This is a genomic window from Streptomyces sp. MAI_2237 (assembly GCF_054189285.1).
Genome location: NZ_JAJPGQ010000003.1, coordinates 72824 through 89852, shown reverse-complemented (window position 1 = coordinate 89852; position 17029 = coordinate 72824). Strand labels below are relative to the sequence as shown.

Annotated in this window: 13 protein-coding genes, 1 pseudogene and 1 riboswitch; all 14 genes and pseudogenes read left to right on the top strand. The window is 71.4% G+C overall.

All coding sequences use genetic code 11. The features are described from left to right. The first annotated feature begins 34 nt into the window (after window positions 1-34). The 14 genes and pseudogenes from LN251_RS10655 (at window position 35) to LN251_RS10590 (ending at window position 16944) form a co-directional block, all read left to right on the top strand. Window positions 35-2224, top strand: a complete 2190-nt coding sequence (locus LN251_RS10655; RefSeq protein WP_458244215.1) for an N-6 DNA methylase — start codon at window positions 35-37, stop codon at window positions 2222-2224. A 140-nt stretch (window positions 2225-2364) separates the two neighbouring features. Further along, the gene (locus LN251_RS10650; protein ID WP_458244214.1) at window positions 2365-3108 is read left to right on the top strand and encodes a hypothetical protein; all 744 of its coding nucleotides are present in this window, start codon (window positions 2365-2367) and stop codon (window positions 3106-3108) included. 38 nt (window positions 3109-3146) lie between these two features. Continuing rightward, the gene (locus LN251_RS10645) at window positions 3147-4643 is read left to right on the top strand and encodes a protein kinase domain-containing protein (protein WP_458246694.1); all 1497 of its coding nucleotides are present in this window, start codon (window positions 3147-3149) and stop codon (window positions 4641-4643) included. 141 nt (window positions 4644-4784) lie between these two features. Beyond that, on the top strand, window positions 4785-5612 hold the full coding sequence (locus LN251_RS10640) for a glycoside hydrolase domain-containing protein (protein ID WP_458244213.1): 828 nt from the start codon (window positions 4785-4787) through the stop codon (window positions 5610-5612). 158 nt (window positions 5613-5770) lie between these two features. Then, window positions 5771-6418, top strand: a complete 648-nt coding sequence (locus LN251_RS10635; protein WP_458244212.1) for a SurA N-terminal domain-containing protein — start codon at window positions 5771-5773, stop codon at window positions 6416-6418. Window positions 6419-6670: 252 nt separating this feature from the next. Continuing rightward, window positions 6671-7690: a nucleoside triphosphate pyrophosphohydrolase gene (locus LN251_RS10630; RefSeq protein WP_458244211.1), complete on the top strand. Its 1020-nt coding sequence runs from the start codon at window positions 6671-6673 to the stop codon at window positions 7688-7690. Window positions 7691-7823: 133 nt separating this feature from the next. Next, window positions 7824-9089 carry a cytochrome P450 family protein gene (locus LN251_RS10625; RefSeq protein WP_458246693.1) on the top strand — a complete coding sequence of 422 codons (1266 nt, stop codon included), beginning with the start codon at window positions 7824-7826 and terminating at the stop codon, window positions 9087-9089. A 155-nt stretch (window positions 9090-9244) separates the two neighbouring features. Next, a complete protein-coding gene (locus LN251_RS10620) occupies window positions 9245-10216 on the top strand; it encodes a transglycosylase family protein (RefSeq protein ID WP_458244210.1) in 972 nt (323 codons plus the stop codon). Between the two features lie 195 nt (window positions 10217-10411). Beyond that, a riboswitch (cyclic di-AMP (ydaO/yuaA leader) is annotated at window positions 10412-10582 on the top strand. A gap of 3 nt (window positions 10583-10585) precedes the next feature. Next, window positions 10586-11266, top strand: coding sequence for a transglycosylase family protein (locus LN251_RS10615; RefSeq protein WP_458244209.1), 681 nt, complete (start codon window positions 10586-10588; stop codon window positions 11264-11266). Window positions 11267-11665: 399 nt separating this feature from the next. Continuing rightward, the gene (gene eno, locus LN251_RS10610; RefSeq protein WP_058924887.1) at window positions 11666-12952 is read left to right on the top strand and encodes a phosphopyruvate hydratase; all 1287 of its coding nucleotides are present in this window, start codon (window positions 11666-11668) and stop codon (window positions 12950-12952) included. Window positions 12953-13060: 108 nt separating this feature from the next. Continuing rightward, the gene (locus tag LN251_RS10605; RefSeq protein WP_458244208.1) at window positions 13061-13537 is read left to right on the top strand and encodes an FtsB family cell division protein; all 477 of its coding nucleotides are present in this window, start codon (window positions 13061-13063) and stop codon (window positions 13535-13537) included. 23 nt (window positions 13538-13560) lie between these two features. Then, window positions 13561-14010 (top strand): annotated as a pseudogene (locus LN251_RS10600) (DUF501 domain-containing protein); the annotation flags it as partial. A 153-nt stretch (window positions 14011-14163) separates the two neighbouring features. Then, a complete protein-coding gene (locus LN251_RS10595) occupies window positions 14164-15120 on the top strand; it encodes a Ppx/GppA phosphatase family protein (protein ID WP_458246692.1) in 957 nt (318 codons plus the stop codon). A 444-nt stretch (window positions 15121-15564) separates the two neighbouring features. After that, window positions 15565-16944: an NAD(P)/FAD-dependent oxidoreductase gene (locus LN251_RS10590; RefSeq protein ID WP_458244207.1), complete on the top strand. Its 1380-nt coding sequence runs from the start codon at window positions 15565-15567 to the stop codon at window positions 16942-16944. Window positions 16945-17029 lie beyond the last annotated feature (85 nt).

Genomic DNA, 17029 nt, shown 5'->3' with positions numbered 1-17029 from the left:
GTCGGGATACGGGGACGACGAGGGGAGCCGACGGGTGCAGGACAACGCGACAGAGGTGACCGCCGCCGGGATCGCCCGGCTGGCCGGTGTCGGCCGCGCCGCCGTCAGCAACTGGCGCCGCCGCCACGCCGACTTCCCCAAGCCGGTGGGCGGTACCGAGACCAGCCCCTCCTTCGCCCTCGCCGAGATCGAGGCCTGGCTGCGCAAGCAGGGGAAACTCGCCGAGGTCCCGCTGCGCGAACGCGTCTGGCAGCAGCTCGCCGGGCACCCCGAGGGGCCGGTCACCGCGCTCACGCACGCGGGATGCGTACTGCTGCTCATCCACGACCGGCCGACGGTGTGGCTGGAGGTGAGCTCGGGGTCGGACGAACGCCTTGCTGCGATGCTGCCGGGGGCGCTGGAGCAGGTGCTGGTGCCGCGGTTCGGCACGCGGCCCGGGAACGGCCCGGCAGCTGTGAACGCTCCGGGGGCTGTGAACTCGCCGACCTCCGCCAACCAGTCACCCCGGACGAGCACGCCGCACGCTGTGAACACGACACCGCCGGTTCACGCCGTGAACACGCCCTCAGCCGCTCACGCTGTGAACACCTCGCCGGCAGTTCACACCCCCACCGGTCCCCAACTCCTCCCCTCCGCCCCCCTCCTGCGCGGCGCCGCCGAACTCGCCGCCGACCTGGGCGCCCGGCAGGCGTTCGAGTTCCTCCTCGGCCGGCATCTCGACGCCAACCCGCGCCAGTACACGCTCACCCCCGCCGAACTCGCCGGCCTCATGGCCGACCTGGCCGGCCCGGCCCGTACCCTCCTCGACCCGGCCGCCGGCACCGGCGCCCTTCTGCGCGCCGTCTCCGCCCGCCCCGACCAGGAGCTCTACGCCCAGGACGACGCCACCGACCTCGCCGCGCTCACCGCACTGCGTCTCGCCCTGCACACCCGCGCCACCGTGCGCGCCGCCGCGGGCGACACCCTGCGCGCCGACGCCTTCCCCGACCTGCGCGCCGACGCCGTCCTGTGCCACCCGCCGTTCAACGAGCGCAACTGGGGGCACGACGAACTCGCCTACGACCCCCGCTGGGAGTACGGCTTCCCCGCCCGCAACGAGTCCGAACTCGCCTGGGTCCAGCATGCCCTGGCCCGCCTGCGTGACGGCGGCACGGCCGTACTGCTCATGCCGCCCGCCGCCGCCTCCCGCCGCTCCGGCCGCCGTATCCGCGCCGACCTGCTGCGCCGCGGCGCGCTGCGCGCCGTCGTCGCGCTGCCGATCGGCGCGGCACCGCCGTACAACATCCCGCTCCACCTGTGGGTGCTGCGCCGGCCCGACAAGGCGCCCGCGCAGCCCGAGGTGCTGCTCGTCGACACCGGGCAGTACGCCACCGAGGGGCGCGGCGGGCCCGACTGGCGGGCCGTGCGCGAGGCCGTCCTCGACGCCTGGAGCGCCTTCGACCGGGCGGGCACCCTCCGGGAGGAACGCCCCGGTCTGACCCGCTCCCTGCCCGTCATCGACCTCCTCGACGACGACGTCGACCTCGCGCCGGCCCGCCACCTGCCCCCGCCGGCCGCGGCCGACGGCACCGACGCGCTCACCGCCGTACGCGAGCGCCTCGGCGACACCCTGCGCCTGACCGTCGACCTCACCCCGCCGCCCGCGGCCCCCGCGCAGCCCGCGCCCCGCTGGCCGTTCACGACCGTCGGTGAACTCGCGCGCGGGGGAGCCCTGGTGATGCGTACCGGCGGAAACGGCGGGCACGCGCGCGTGCCCGTTCTCACCGACCACGACGTCCTCGCCGGTACGACGCCCTCCGGCACGCTCCCCGAGAGCGACGAGGAGGCCGTGCTGACGGAATCGGGCGACGTCGTCGTACCGGTGCTCGGCGGTGGCGCGGTGGCGCGCGTGATCGACGACGCGACGGGGGGCGCCGCCCTGGGGCGCAACCTCGTGCTCCTGCGCCCTGATCCCGCGGCGCTCGACCCGTGGTTCCTCGCCGGCTTCCTGCGCGGCACCGCCAACAACCGTCAGGCCAGCAGTTATGCGTCCACGGCCACGCGCCTGGATGTGCGCCGGCTCCAGCTGCCCCGGCTCGCGCTCGACGAACAACGGCGCTACGGCGCGCGTTTCCGCGCACTCGACGAGTTCGAGCGGGCGCTCAGGCGCGCGAACCGGCTCGGGGACCAGCTCGTGCGCGGGATGTACGACGGGTTGACGGACGGGACGGTGACACCCGGCTGAGACGGCCGGGAACCACGCGCCGCGCAGGGAGCCGATCAGCACGACAACGGTTCGGTACAAGCCGGACCGGTTGTCCTTGTCGGCCTATACGCTCGGACACGGCACACACGTCCGCCCCCACCAGGCCTCCAGGAGCAGCCATGCAAGGCCCCGGCTACGCGCCGCCTCCGCCGAAGCGACCCTCGACGGGGGCGCTGGTCGTGCTGCGCGTGATCTTCGTGGCCGTGCCGATCCTGAGCATCGGGTTCCTGGCGTGGGTGGCGACGCTCCGCGCGGCGATCGTGACGCGCCGGGCCGTCGAGTGGTGGGTCTTCGCGGCCTCGGTGGTGGCCCTCGGCACCAGTTTCGCCTTCCTCAGCACCGACCACACCGACGACTTCAGCACGCCGAACGGCAACATCGGCATGAGCATCCTGCTGCTGAACGCCGTCGCCTGCGCCGGGTACTTCCTCTTCGCGGACATACGCCACTTCAGCCGGCTCGGCGGAACGTACGCCGGGCCGCCGATGACGCCGGGGTACGGATACCCGCACCCGTCCTCGCCGTTCACCGCGGCGACCGTGCCGAGCACCCCTCAGGCGCCGTACGCCCCGCCTCCGATGCCCCACACGCCCGCGCCCCACACGCCCGCGCCCCACACGCCCGCGCCCCACACGCCCGCGCCCCACACGCCCGCGCCCCACACGCCCGCGCCCCACACGCCCGCGCCCCACACGCCCGCCTCCCACACGCCCGTGCCGCAGCCGCCCGCGACCGCCCCCGCGCCGCCGCAGTGGCCCGCGCCCGCCCGCATCGACCAGGTGCGCGCCGAACTCGACGAACTCAGCGACTACTTGCGCAAGCACCCCGGCGGGAGCGACGGCGACCACGAGGGCGGAAGGTGACCGTGACGGCAGGACGCGTCGTCGCCGGCCGGTACGAACTGTCCACGCTCATCGGGCAGGGCGGCATGGGACAGGTCTGGACGGCCTACGACCAGCGGCTCGACCGGCGTGTGGCGGTGAAGCTGCTGCGCCCCGACAAGGTGGCCGGGCAGGAGGCCGACGAACTGCGCCGGCGGTTCGTGCGCGAGTGCCGGGTGACGGCTCAGGTCGACCACCCCGGGCTCGTCACCGTGCACGACGCGGGCAGCGAGGGCGAGGAGTTGTTCCTCGTCATGCAGTACGTCGACGGCGCGGACCTCTCCGACCACCTCGCCGAGCACGACCCGTACCCCTGGCAGTGGGCCGTCGCCGTGGCCGCGCAGCTGTGCGCCGTGCTCAGCGCCGTGCACGCCGTGCCGATCGTCCACCGCGACCTCAAGCCGCGCAACGTGATGGTCAAGCAGGACGGCACGGTCACCGTCCTCGATCTGGGCGTGGCCTCCGTCATGGACGCCGACACCACCCGGCTCACCCACACCGGCACGCCCATCGGCTCGCCCGCCTACATGGCGCCCGAGCAGGCCATGGGCGGCGCGGTCGGCCCGTACACCGACCTGTACGCGCTCGGCGTGCTCCTGCACGAACTGCTCAGCGGCGACGTCCCGTTCGCCGGCTCCACGGCGCTCGGCGTGCTGCACCGGCACCTGTACGAGCCCCCGGTGCCCGTGAGCCGTGTCCGCCCCGAGGTCCCGGAGCCGCTCGAAGCGCTCGTCCTGCGCCTTCTCGCGAAGGACCCGCAGCACCGTCCGGCGTCCGCGCAGGAGGTGTACGAGCACTTGGCGCTGCTCCTGCCCGCGCGCGGGACGCCCACAGGGGCGCCCCTCGACCCCACGCGCCCCTTCCTGCGCCCGCACGCCCCCTGGCCGGATCGCGCGCGCACGCCCGCGCCCCAGCCCGCCCCTGTCACGCCCGCCCCCGAGAGCGCCGAGAAACCCGACGTGGCGCGCGCCGTCGACGAGGTCAAGCGCCTCCTCGGCGAGGGCCGCATCACCCAGGCCGTCGACATCCTCGGCGCGATCCTGCCCGCCGCCGCGGAGCAGCACGGCGAGCACTCCCCGGTCGTGCGCACCCTGCGCAAGCAGTACGCGGCCACGCTCATGGACGACGGCCAGTACCGGCGCGCGCTGCCCGAACTGCGCCGCCTCGCCGACGAACGCGCCGCCGAGGCCGGGCAGGCCGACCCCCAGTCGCTGCGGTTCCGCTACGACGCCGCCCAATGCCTGGAGGCGCTCGGTGATCCGGCGGGGGCGCTCGCGGAGTACCGCGCGCTGCTGCCGTACTACGAGAACCAGTACGTGTCGGCGGGCGACCCCGAGCTCTCCCACGAGGTCCGCCGCCGCATGGGCCACCTCCTTCTCGCCCTCGGCGACCGCCCCGCCGCGCACGACACGCTCGCGCGCCTGCTGATGGACGTCGAGCGCCTGCGGGGCCCCGGCCACCCGCTCGCGGCCGAAATCCGTCGCACGCTGCAGTGGCTCGGGCAGGTGCGCGGCTGAAAGGAGGCACGATTTTGCCGTGCCGTGAGGGAATCTTGTGAACCAGCGGGGCTTCTGTTTCCCGAACGCATGAACGGCCCCGGATACGTTGCGATTCGTTTTCGCCAGGCACGACGCCAGGCACAACCAGGGGTGGGGATCATGGCCGGCCACCGGCAGTCGAAGAAGCGCAGATACATCACGTGGGCCGTCGCCGGCGCCGCCGTCGTCGCCGGGGCGGGTGTGGCCGCGCAGACCTCCATGGCCGCCACCACCTGGCCCGCGCAGAAGACGTACACCGGGCGCGCCTTCGACACCTGCGCCGCGCCCTCCCTGTCCGCGATGAAGGCCTGGCACACCGGCTTCTACGGCGCCGCGGCGGTCTACGTCGGCGGCAGGAACCGCGGCTGCTCGCAGCCCAACCTCACCGCCTCCTGGGTCAAGTCCGTCAGCACCCTCGGCTGGAAGCTCATCCCGATCTACGTCGGCGCCCAGCCGCCCTGCCAGTCCGGTTCCAACCCCGAGAAGCTCACCGCCACGACCGCCGCCTCCCTCGGCAAGACCGACGCGGACGACGCCGTCGCCAAGGCCTCCGCGCTCGGCATGAAGGCCGGCAGCCCGATCTACCTCGACATGGAGTCGTACGACATCACGAACACGTCGTGCACCAACGCCGTGCTCACCTATGTACGCGCCTTCGACAAGGAACTGCGCGCCAAGACCTACCGCGCCGGCTACTACGGCTTCACCAGCTCCAGCGCCAAGGCCGTCGCGAACGCCACCGACAAGACGGACCTGCCGGGCAACCTCTGGTACGCCCTGTGGGACAAGCAGAACACCACGACGGCGGACTGGCCGTTCGGCTCGACCCAGTACACCGGCCACAGCCGCGGCCACCAGTACCTGGTCAACAGCAAGGAGACGCGCAACGGCTACACGATCACCGTGGACCGCGACGCGTGGGACGCCCCGGTGGCCATCACCGGCTGAGCCCACCTGAAGCCTCCCGGGCGCGGCGGTGCCCGAAGCCGCGGTGAATCGTTGGTCGAATGGGTCGGTCGAATGGGTTGGCCACAGCCGTCCCACTGCCTAACATCGATCATCGCAAGACTTTGTGCACCGTCGCACAATCTCCTCGGGAGGCTTCCTTGCACCGCCGCCGTCGCACCGCGCTCCTGCTCACCGCCGCGATCGCCGCCGCGGCACCCGTCCTCACCGCCTGTGGAAGCGACTCGCATCCCGGCGCCGCGGCCGTGGTCGGCGGCCAGCGGATCACCGTGGCGCAGCTGGAGAACCGGGTCAACGAGGTCCGCACCGCCCAGCGCGCGGCCGTGGCGAACGACGCCCAGTACAAGCAGGCCGTCGCCCAGACCGGCAGCCTCACCCGCGACACCCTGCACAACATGGTGCTCGACCGGGTACTGCACCGGGCCGCCCAGGACAACGGCGTGAGCGTCACCACCAAGGAGATCCAGCAGATGCGCAGCGGCCTGGAGCAGCAGGTCGGCGGCTCCAAGGCGCTGGAGACGGCGTGGCTGCAGCAGTACGGCGTGGCCCCCAAGCGCCTCGACGACAACCTCCGCCTCCAGCTGGAGGCCCAGAAGCTCGCCCAGACCCTCGGCACCGACACCAGCAAGCCGGCCTTCTGGGGCGCTCTGGCCAAGGCGTCCAAGGAACTCCACGTGGACCTCAACCCGCGGTACGGCGCCTGGAACGTCCAGAAGAGCAGCCGTGTCGACGCGGAGACACCGTGGGTGCGGGAGGTCACGACGGCGGCCTCGAAGGGCACCGCGTAGCCGGAGGAACGGTCCGGCAGCGAGAGCGGGCGCCCTGCGGACGCCGCCGCCGTGGACTCCGGGCCCCTGTGGACGCCCGCCGCCGTGGACTCCGGCTCCTGTGGACGCGGGCCCCCGCGAACCCCGGCTCCTGTGGACGCGGGCCCCCGGCGAACCCCGGCTCCTGTGGACAACCGCCTGAGGACGGCCGCCGGCGGCCCCTGCCTGTGGACAACTCGTGGGGCTGTCGGTGACGTGCGTTAGCTTCGAATCGTGAACGCAACCAGCTTCGACCCCGCCCCGGACCCGGCTTCCGACCAGGACCCCGACCAGGCCCTCGCCACCGGCCGCGTCGTCCTGCTGACCACCAGCCACCGCGTCGCGCCCGGCCTCCTGTCCTGGCCCGCCTGGCAGGTCCTGCACTCCGCCGATCGCGTGCTGTGCGCGGACGGCGCCCACCCGCAGCTGCCGTATCTGCGGGATGCGGGCATACGGGTCGACGACGCGTCCCCGACGGCGGAGGACCTGGTGGCCGCCTGCACCGGCGGCCGCACCGTGGTCGTCGTCGCCACGGGTGAGGGCGAGCCCGCCCTCACCGACGGTCTGGCCCGCCTCGCCGGCTCGGGCCGGGTGAGCATGCCCGAGCTGGAACTCCTGCCCGCCTCCTACGACCTCCCCGGCGCCCGGCTGCTGGACCTCGTCCAGGTCATGGACCGTATCCGCGCCGAGTGCCCCTGGTCCTCCCAGCAGACCCACAAGGGCCTGGCCAAGTACGGCATCGAGGAGGCCTACGAACTCGTCGAGGCGATCGAGGACGGCGACCGAGACGAGCTGCGTGAGGAACTGGGTGACGTCCTGCTCCAGGTCGTCTTCCACTCCCGCATCGCCGAGGAGGACCCGGACGCCCCCTTCTCCATCGACGACGTCGCGGGCGGCATCGTCGCCAAGCTCATCCACCGCCACCCGCACGTCTTCGGCGACGAGACCGCCTCGACCCCGGAGGAGGTCAAGGAGCACTGGCTGCGCACCAAGGCGATCGAGAAGCAGCGGGAGTCGGTGACGGACGGCATACCCCTCGGGCAGCCGGGCCTCGCCCTCGCCGCGAAGCTCGCCTCGCGGGTGCGCACGGCCGGGCTGGAGGTGCCGCTGCCCACCGGGCAGGGCATCGGGTACGAGCTGCTGGCGCTGGCGGCGCGGGCGGAGGCGGAGGGAGTGGACCCGGAGGCGGCGCTGCGGGTGGCGGCGAGGGCTTATCGGGACGCGGTCCGGGCAGCGGAGGGGCTCGACGCGTAGTGCCGTCGCCGCGGGAGCGGTACCGCGGGGCCGCCGGCGCGGGCCGGCCGGGCGCGAGGGCGGCCCGCCGGGAAATCCCGGATACGGTCGGGGAGTGACCGACCGGCCCAGCCCCGACACCCCCGCCCCCGCGATGCCCGACCTCTTCACCTGGGAGTTCGCCACCGACCCCTACCCCGCCTACGCCTGGCTGCGCGCGCACGCCCCCGTGCACCGGACGACCCTGCCCAGCGGGGTCGAGGCCTGGCTGGTCACGCGGTACGCCGACGCCAAGCAGACCCTCGCCGACCACCGGCTGTCCAAGAACCCGGCCCACCACGACGAGCCCGCCCACGCCAAGGGCAAGACGGGCATCCCCGGTGAGCGCAAGGCCGAGTTGATGACGCATCTGCTCAACATCGACCCGCCCGACCACACCCGGCTGCGGCGTCTCGTCTCGAAGGCGTTCACGCCTCGCCGGGTGGCCGAGTTCGCGCCACGCGTCCAGCAGTTGACCGATCAGTTCATCGACGGGTTCGCGGCGAAGGGTGAGGCCGACCTCATCCACGAGTTCGCCTTCCCGCTGCCCATTTACGCGATCTGCGACCTGCTCGGCGTCCCCCGCGAGGACCAGGACGACTTCCGGGACTGGGCGGGCATGATGATCCGGCATCAGGGCGGCCCCAGGGGCGGGGTGGCGCGGTCGGTGAAGAAGATGCGCGGCTATCTCGCCGACCTCATCCACCGCAAGCGCGCCGTCCTCCCGGACACCCCCGCCCCCGGTGAGGACCTCATCTCCGGTCTGATCCGCGCCTCCGACCACGGCGAGCACCTCACCGAGAACGAGGCCGCGGCGATGGCGTTCATCCTGCTCTTCGCGGGCTTCGAGACCACCGTCAACCTCATCGGCAACGGCACCTTCGCCCTTCTCACCCACCCCGAGCAGCGGAGCCGCCTGCAGACCTCCCTCGCGGCGGGCGAGCGCGGCCTGTTGGAGACCGGCGTGGAGGAACTCCTGCGCTACGACGGCCCGGTGGAGCTCGCCACATGGCGGTTCGCGACCGAGCCGCTCACCATCGGCGGACAGGACATCGCGGCCGGCGACCCCGTCCTCGTCGTACTCGCCGCCGCCGATCGCGACCCCGCCCGCTTCACCGACCCCGACACCCTCGACCTGTCCCGGCGTGACAACCAGCATCTGGGGTACGGCCATGGCATCCACTACTGCCTCGGCGCCCCGCTGGCCAGGCTGGAGGGCCAGACCGCCCTCGCGACGCTTCTCACCCGGCTGCCGGACCTCCGACTGGCCGGGGATCCGGGGGAGTTGAGGTGGCGGGGCGGGCTCATCATGCGCGGACTGCGCACACTGCCGGTCGAGTTCACCCCGGTCGAGGCGTCGCGGCCGACCGCGCAAACATGACACGCGTTCAACTATGTGATCTTCACGTGATCTACGCGGCATTAACTTGTGACAAGTGATCGGTTGCCGCTACGTTCACGGATCAACAGCGGCGCGAAGGTTTGGCCCAAGCTTCACGCGCCGCGGTCACTGCTGTCTCGCGAAAGGCCCTCCGCATGCTCTCCGGGAACGGTCGTCACCGTCGCCCCCGCCAGGCTCCGGCTCTCCTCGTCGCGGCCGGAGTGACCGGCTCCGCCATCGCGATCCCGCTGTTCGCGGCAGGCGGCGCCAGCGCCGCCGACGGGACCACCTGGGACAAGGTGGCGCAGTGCGAGACGGGTGGCTCCTGGAGCGAGAACAGCGGCAGCGGCTTCTACGGCGGTCTGAAGCTCTCTCAGGCGGACTGGGAGAAGTACGGCGGCCTCGACTACGCCTCCCGGCCCGACCTGGCCAGCCGCAACCAGCAGATAGCCGTCGCGGAGAAGCTTCTGGACGCCGAAGGCGTCGGCGCCTTCCACACCTGTGGGCTGACGTCGGGACTGAGCAAGGACTCCGGTTCGGCTGACGTGGACACCGGCATCGGGGACGGCTCGTCCGACTCATCCGGTTCGTCGGACAGTTCGGACTCCACCGGTTTGTCCAATTCGTCGGGTACCGCGTCGAGCGACCCCTCCGACGGTTCCGCCTCGTCGGACGCGTCCGGTTCGCCCTCGGCCACTCCCGGCTCTTCTTCTCATTCCACCGGTAAGTCGAGCAAATCAGGCAAGTCGGCCTCGCCCTCCACCTCCGCCCCGAGTGACTCTCAAGAGGCCGGCGGCTCTTCCGGTGACCGGTCGAAGAGTGACGAGTCGGACAATTCCCGGCAGGCGCTGGGTTCCTGGAGCCTCGTCGACACGGGAGCGGTCGACTCCACGACCGCCGACGGCGGCACTGGCAAGCACCGCGGAGTCAGCGCCGACGAAAGCGGCGTGAAGCCCGCCGGGCGCGACTCCTACACCGTGCACACCGGCGACACTCTCGCCTCCATCGCCGACTCCCTTGACGTGGACGGCGGATGGCGCGCCCTCTACGACGCGAACAAGCAGGCCATCGGTACCGACCCGAACCACATCTTCACCGGTCAGACCCTCGATCTCCCTGCCGAATAGGGCCAAATGAGGCGGGAGTTCACGTCACACTTCGCGCTGAATGTCCGGTTTGGTGAAAGTGTGGGATGAGTCTCAGAGGCCCTGATCGTCTTTGAAATTCAGCGGATTCCGTGTCTACGGTCGTGACCGCTCGGCAACCCGAGCCCCGTCTGCCGCAACGCCGAATCCTGCCAGCGGCCGTACGGGAACAGTCGTCGCTTCACAGCGCCGTAGGCAGGAGCGGGGGACCCAAGGTAAGTGCCCCACCGGGTGGTTGACGGTGGTGGCTCGGGGTGTAGCCGCGGCTCGCGAGAGCGAGTCCGCGGCCGGGCAACTCAACCGGCCCGAACCCGACAGCTCACCTCGCAGGCGTCGGTGAGGGGATCCACCATGCTGTTTTCCAGCAAGGGCAAGCACCGTCGTCCGTCCAAGGCCACCCGCGCCGCCGCGCTCGCCGGTGTCACCGGTGTCGCCATCGCCGCCCCGCTGATGGCGGCCGGCAACGCCTCCGCCGCCACCGCATCCGAGTGGGACGCGGTCGCCCAGTGCGAGTCGGGTGGCAACTGGTCCATCAACACCGGCAACGGCTACTACGGCGGTCTGCAGTTCTCCGCCTCCACCTGGGCCGCGTACGGCGGCACCGCCTACGCCGCGCAGGCCAACCAGGCCTCCAAGGCGCAGCAGATAGCCGTCGCCGAGAAGGTTCTCGCCTCCCAGGGCAAGGGCGCCTGGCCGGTCTGCGGCACGGGCCTGTCCAGCGCCGCCTACAACGGCTCCAGCGCCTCCACCGGCTCGTCGAGCAGCACCACCCGCTCGACCACCGAGCAGCAGGCCTCGCGGTCCTCCGAGCGTCCGGCCCCCAAGAAGTCGACCAAGACCGTCACCACCCCGACCGGCAAGAAGGTCAAGAAGGGCGACGGCGAGTACAAGGTCGTCAAGGGCGACACCCTCAGCTCCATCGCCACCGCGCACAAGGTCAAGGGCGGCTGGAAGAAGCTGTTCGACCTGAACAAGGGCATCGTCCAGGACGCCAACCTGATCTACCCGGGTCAGCAGCTGCACCTGAAGTAAGGCACAGCCGACCTACAGGCCCCGCACATCCGTGTCCCCCACCGTGGAGGTGCGTGAGGGCCACCCCCGTCCCCACGGGCTCCCCGCTCCGGTGCGTCTTCCCCCGTACGCACCGGAGCGGGGCTTTTCTCTGCCCGCCGCCTGTCCGGCGCCTGCCCGCCGCCTGCCCGCCGTCTGTCCGGCGCCTGCCCGTGGCCGGCGCGTCGTCGCCCGGGATACATGCTGTGTTCACCCGCCTTTGTTCCGCACGTGAACAATAGGTACCGTCTGTCCTTGTCCACGGGACGGTCGGTCGGCTGGCCGATGGCCCCGGGGCGGTTAGGCTCTAGTCGCAAGGCCGAGGTAGGGCCTAAAAAGGCCCGCGTGCCCCGCACAACCAGCGTCACATCCAAGAAGGAGATGCTCGTGCCGTCCATCGACGTCGTCGTAGCCCGGGAAATCCTCGACTCGCGAGGGAACCCCACCGTCGAGGTCGAGGTCGGCCTCGACGACGGCAGCACGGGTCGTGCCGCCGTCCCGTCCGGTGCCTCCACGGGCGCCTTCGAGGCCATCGAGCTCCGCGACGGTGACCCCAACCGCTACAAGGGCAAGGGCGTCGAGAAGGCCGTCCTCGCCGTCATCGAGCAGATCGGCCCGGAGCTGGTCGGCTACGACGCCACCGAGCAGCGCCTGATCGACCAGGCCATGTTCGACCTGGACGCCACCGACAACAAGGGCTCGCTCGGCGCCAACGCCATCCTCGGCGTCTCGCTCGCCGTCGCCCACGCCGCCTCCGAGGCCAGCGACCTCCCGCTCTTCCGCTACCTGGGCGGCCCGAACGCGCACCTGCTGCCGGTGCCGATGATGAACATCCTGAACGGCGGCTCGCACGCCGACTCCAACGTGGACATCCAGGAGTTCATGATCGCCCCGATCGGCGCGGAGACCTTCTCCGAGGCCCTGCGCTGGGGCGCCGAGGTCTACCACACGCTCAAGTCCGTGCTGAAGTCCAAGGGCCTGGCCACCGGCCTCGGCGACGAGGGCGGCTTCGCCCCGAACCTGGGCTCCAACCGCGACGCCCTGGACCTGATCCTCGAGGCCATCAAGCAGGCCGGGTACGTCCCCGGCGAGCAGATCGCCCTCGCGCTCGACGTCGCCGCCTCCGAGTTCTACAAGGACGGCAAGTACCAGTTCGAGGGCAAGGACCGCTCGGCCGCCGAGATGACGGAGTACTACGAGGAGCTCGTGGCGGCCTACCCGCTCGTCTCCATCGAGGACCCGCTGTTCGAGGACGACTGGGCCGGCTGGAAGGTCCTCACGGACAAGCTCGGCGACAAGGTGCAGATCGTCGGCGACGACCTGTTCGTCACCAACCCCGAGCGCCTGGCCCGCGGCATCGAGGAGGGCACCGCCAACGCCCTGCTGGTCAAGGTGAACCAGATCGGTTCGCTGACCGAGACCCTGGACGCCGTGGAGCTCGCCCAGCGCAACGGCTTCAAGTGCATGATGTCCCACCGCTCCGGCGAGACCGAGGACGTCACCATCGCCGACCTCGCCGTCGCCACCAACTGCGGCCAGATCAAGACCGGCGCCCCGGCGCGCTCCGAGCGCGTCGCCAAGTACAACCAGCTGCTGCGCATCGAGGAGATCCTCGACGACGCCGCGGTGTACGCCGGCCGCAGCGCCTTCCCGCGCTTCAAGGGCTGAGCCGCAAAGGGTCAATCCTGCGCCAGTCGTACGTACGTCCCCGTACCGGTCCCGTACCGTGTGCGGGGACGTACGCACGTGTGAACGGCATGAACGGGAGGCGCGGACATGGCCGTGAAGGACCGGGACCGGTTCTCCACCGCGACCAGGCTCAGGCTGCTCGGCGAGCAGACGGCGGCCCGGGTCTACCGCTCCCAGACCAAACGGCAGGCCCGCCGCTCCCGGCTGACGGGCCGGGCCGCGCTGCTGGCCCTGGTGCTGTGCACCCTCGTCGTGGCCCTCGCCTATCCGATAAGGCAGTACGTCTCCCAGCGCGCCGAGATCTCCGACCTGGAGCGCCAGAAGCAGCAGGCCGAGGAGCGGGTCGAGCAGCTGCGCGACCTCAAGGCGCGCTGGAAGGACGACTCCTACGCCGAGCAGCAGATCCGGCAGCGGCTGCACTATGTGATGCCGGGCGAGACGGGATACGTCGTCGTCGACCCGGACCGCGCCAGGCAGTCGCGCGCCGGACTGGGCGCCGCCGACCGCCCGTGGTACGCGAACTTCTGGGACGGGGTCGACAAGTCCGACGCCTCCGACCAGTGACCTGAGCAGAAAGACAGTTCTCCGTGGAAACGCCTCCGCCGCCCACCCCGCGCACCGAGCCCACCGACGCCGACGTCGAGGCCTTCAAGCAGCAGCTCGGGCGGCCGCCGCGCGGGCTGCGCGCGATCGCCCACCGCTGCCCGTGCGGGCAGCCGGACGTCGTGGAGACGGCGCCCCGGCTGCCGGACGGCACGCCCTTCCCGACGACGTACTACCTGACGTGCCCGCGCGCCGCCTCGGCCATCGGCACGCTGGAGGCGAACGGCGTCATGAAGGAGATGACGGAGCGGCTGCAGACCGACCCGGAGCTGGCCGCCGCGTACCGGGCCGCGCACGAGGACTACATCCGGCGCCGGGACGAGATCGAGGTCCTGGAGGGCTTCCCGAGCGCGGGCGGCATGCCGGACCGGGTGAAGTGCCTGCACGTGCTGGTGGGTCACTCCCTCGCCGCGGGCCCGGGCGTGAACCCGCTGGGCGACGAGGCGATCGCGATGCTGCCCGAGTGGTGGCGCAAGGGCCCGTGCGTGCAGCGGCTGGCGGCTCCCGACCCGGCCGACGAACTCCCCGGCGAGGAGGCCGAGGAGGACCCGACCGTGATCCGCAGCGGCTTCTTCTCGGCCCGGCCGATGACGCCCAGGGGCTTCACCCGGGTCGCCGCGGTCGACTGCGGCACCAACTCCATCCGGCTGCTGGTCGCCGACGTCAACCCCGGCACCGGCGAACTGCTGGAGCTGGACCGGCGCATGACGATCGTGCGGCTCGGTCAGGACGTGGACCGCACCGGCCGGCTGGCGCCGGAGGCGCTGGAGCGGACGTTCGCGGCCTGCCGTGAGTACGCGGAGGTGATCCGCGACCTGGGCGCCGAGAAGGTCCGTTTCGTGGCCACCTCGGCCTCCCGGGACGCCTCCAACCGGGACGACTTCGTGCGGGGCGTCGTCGACATCCTCGGCGTCGAGCCCGAGGTGATCTCCGGCGAGCAGGAGGCGGAGTTCTCCTTCACCGGCGCGACCAACGAGCTGAAGGGCCGCGACGACCTCGCCCGGCCCTACCTGGTCGTGGACATCGGCGGGGGGTCGACGGAGTTCGTCGTGGGGGACGACCACGTGCGGGCCGCGCGCTCGGTGGACGTCGGCTGCGTGCGGATGACCGAGCGGCACCTCGTGGTCGACGGCGCCGTCAGCGACCCTCCCTCCGAGGAGCAGATCGCGGCCGTACGCGCCGACATCGAGCGGGCCCTGGACCTCGCCGAGGAAACGGTCCCGCTCGGCGAGGCGCGGACCCTGGTCGGGCTCGCCGGCTCGGTGACCACGGTGTCGGCCATCGCCCAGGAGCTGCCCGCGTACGACTCCGCGCGCATCCACCACTCCCGTGTCTCGCGCGAGCGCGTCCGCGAGATCACCGACCGGCTGCTGCGCTCCACCCACGCCGAGCGCGCGGCCGTCCCCTCGATGCACCCCGGGCGCGTCGACGTCATCGCCGCCGGGGCTCTCGTCCTGCTGTCGATCATGGAGCGGACGGGCGCCGAGGAGGTCGTCGTCAGCGAGCACGACATCCTCGACGGCATCGCGTGGTCGGTGGCGTAGGTCTCGATTGTTACCGATGGGTAGCTCTCTGACGAGCAGGTCGGATAGCGTATGAGCGTCACGGAGGGGCCTTCGCGGGCCCCTCTGCGATGTGTCCTCCGGAAAGTTCGTGAAGTTCTTCACAAGGAATTCCGTCCCCGGAGACCATGAAACGGTCCCGGTTGGGCCTTTCGAGGGCCCAAAGGCCCCTTGAACATGTTCAGAATCGTGGTATGAAGAGGGTCCCGGAGGTTCTCGCGAAGGGGTGTTTCGGAGGGCTCACCGCACCTCCGCGGGCCCAGAGAGGCAGCTCACGCGGCATTGACAACGGGTCGTAACGGACCCGGCCCGAGGGCCGGCGACATGACCTGTGGCACGTGGGTCGCGGAGAATAACACACCCCCTGTCCGAGCTTGTGAAGGGGCGCACGAGCTACCCCCCTCAGGCGGGTGGATACTCGATGCCATGAGCACCACGGAGCGTCCCAGGATCCTCGTAGTAGGCGGTGGGTACGTAGGCCTGTACGCAGCTCGGCGCATCCTCAAGAAGATGCGCTACGGCGAGGCGACCGTCACGGTCGTCGACCCCCGGTCGTACATGACCTACCAGCCCTTCCTCCCCGAAACGGCAGCCGGCAACATCTCCCCGCGCCACGTCGTCGTCCCGTTGCGACGCGTGCTGCCGAAGGCGGAGGTCCTCACCGGCCGCGTCACCACCATCGACCAGGACCGCAAGGTGGCCACGATCTCCCCGCTGGTCGGTGAGGCGTACGAGCTGCCCTTCGACTACCTGGTGATCGCGCTCGGCGCGGTCTCCCGCACCTTCCCGATCCCCGGCCTCGCCGAGCAGGGCATCGGCATGAAGGGCATCGAGGAGGCCATCGGCCTGCGCAACCACGTGCTGGAGCAGCTGGACAAGGCCGACTCCACCACGGACGAGGAGATCCGCCGCAAGGCCCTCACCTTCGTCTTCATCGGCGGCGGCTTCGCCGGCGCGGAGACCATCGGTGAGGTCGAGGACATGGCCCGCGACGCGGCCAAGTACTACAAGAACGTCTCCCGCGAGGACATGCGCTTCGTCCTCGTGGACGCCGCCGACAAGATCCTGCCCGAGGTCGGTCCCAAGCTGGGCGCCTACGGCAAGGAGCACCTGGAGAGCCGCGGCGTGGAGATCTACCTCTCCACCTCGATGGACTCCTGCGTCGACGGTCACGTCGTGCTGAAGAACGGCCTCGAGGTCGACTCCAACACGATCGTGTGGACCGCCGGTGTGAAGCCCAACCCGGCGCTGGCCCGCTACGGCCTGCCGCTCGGCCCCCGCGGTCACGTCGACTGCGAGCCGACCCTCCAGGTCAAGGGCACCGACTACATCTGGGCCGCCGGCGACAACGCCCAGGTCCCGGACCTCGTCGGCCGCAAGGCGGGCAACGAGAACGCCTGGTGCCCGCCGAACGCCCAGCACGCGCTGCGTCAGGCCAGGGTCCTCGGCGACAACGTCATCTCCGGCCTGCGGGGCTTCCCGCAGAAGGACTACAGCCACGCCAACAAGGGTGCGGTGGCCGGTCTCGGCCTGCACAAGGGCGTCGCGATGATCGTCATGGGCAAGATGAAGATCAAGCTCAAGGGCCGTCTCGCCTGGTACATGCACCGTGGCTACCACGGCATGGCGATGCCGACCTTCAACCGCAAGATCCGCGTCTTCGCCGACTGGACCCTCGGCATGTTCCTCAAGCGCGAGGTCGTCTCCCTGGGCGCCATGGAGAACCCCCGCGAGGAGTTCTACGAGGCCGCCAAGCCCGTCCCGGCGGCGGCGAAGCAGGAGAAGACCGAGGCCAAGGCCTCCTGACCGGAGTCCCGGTCGCCGCACGAACCGAAGGACCTCCCGCCATCCGTGGTGCGGGAGGTCCTTCGGCGTTCCGGACGGCGGGCTC

Coding starts and splice junctions, on each gene's coding strand:
- LN251_RS10620 (WP_458244210.1), top strand. CDS start 9,245: ATGCTCTCCGGGAACGGTCGTCACCGTCGCCCCCGCCAGGCTCCGGCT.
- eno (WP_058924887.1), top strand. CDS start 11,666: ATGCTCGTGCCGTCCATCGACGTCGTCGTAGCCCGGGAAATCCTCGAC.
- LN251_RS10625 (WP_458246693.1), top strand. CDS start 7,824: ATGCCCGACCTCTTCACCTGGGAGTTCGCCACCGACCCCTACCCCGCC.
- LN251_RS10605 (WP_458244208.1), top strand. CDS start 13,061: ATGGCCGTGAAGGACCGGGACCGGTTCTCCACCGCGACCAGGCTCAGG.
- LN251_RS10650 (WP_458244214.1), top strand. CDS start 2,365: ATGCAAGGCCCCGGCTACGCGCCGCCTCCGCCGAAGCGACCCTCGACG.
- LN251_RS10595 (WP_458246692.1), top strand. CDS start 14,164: ATGACGCCCAGGGGCTTCACCCGGGTCGCCGCGGTCGACTGCGGCACC.
- LN251_RS10590 (WP_458244207.1), top strand. CDS start 15,565: ATGAGCACCACGGAGCGTCCCAGGATCCTCGTAGTAGGCGGTGGGTAC.
- LN251_RS10615 (WP_458244209.1), top strand. CDS start 10,586: ATGCTGTTTTCCAGCAAGGGCAAGCACCGTCGTCCGTCCAAGGCCACC.
- LN251_RS10640 (WP_458244213.1), top strand. CDS start 4,785: ATGGCCGGCCACCGGCAGTCGAAGAAGCGCAGATACATCACGTGGGCC.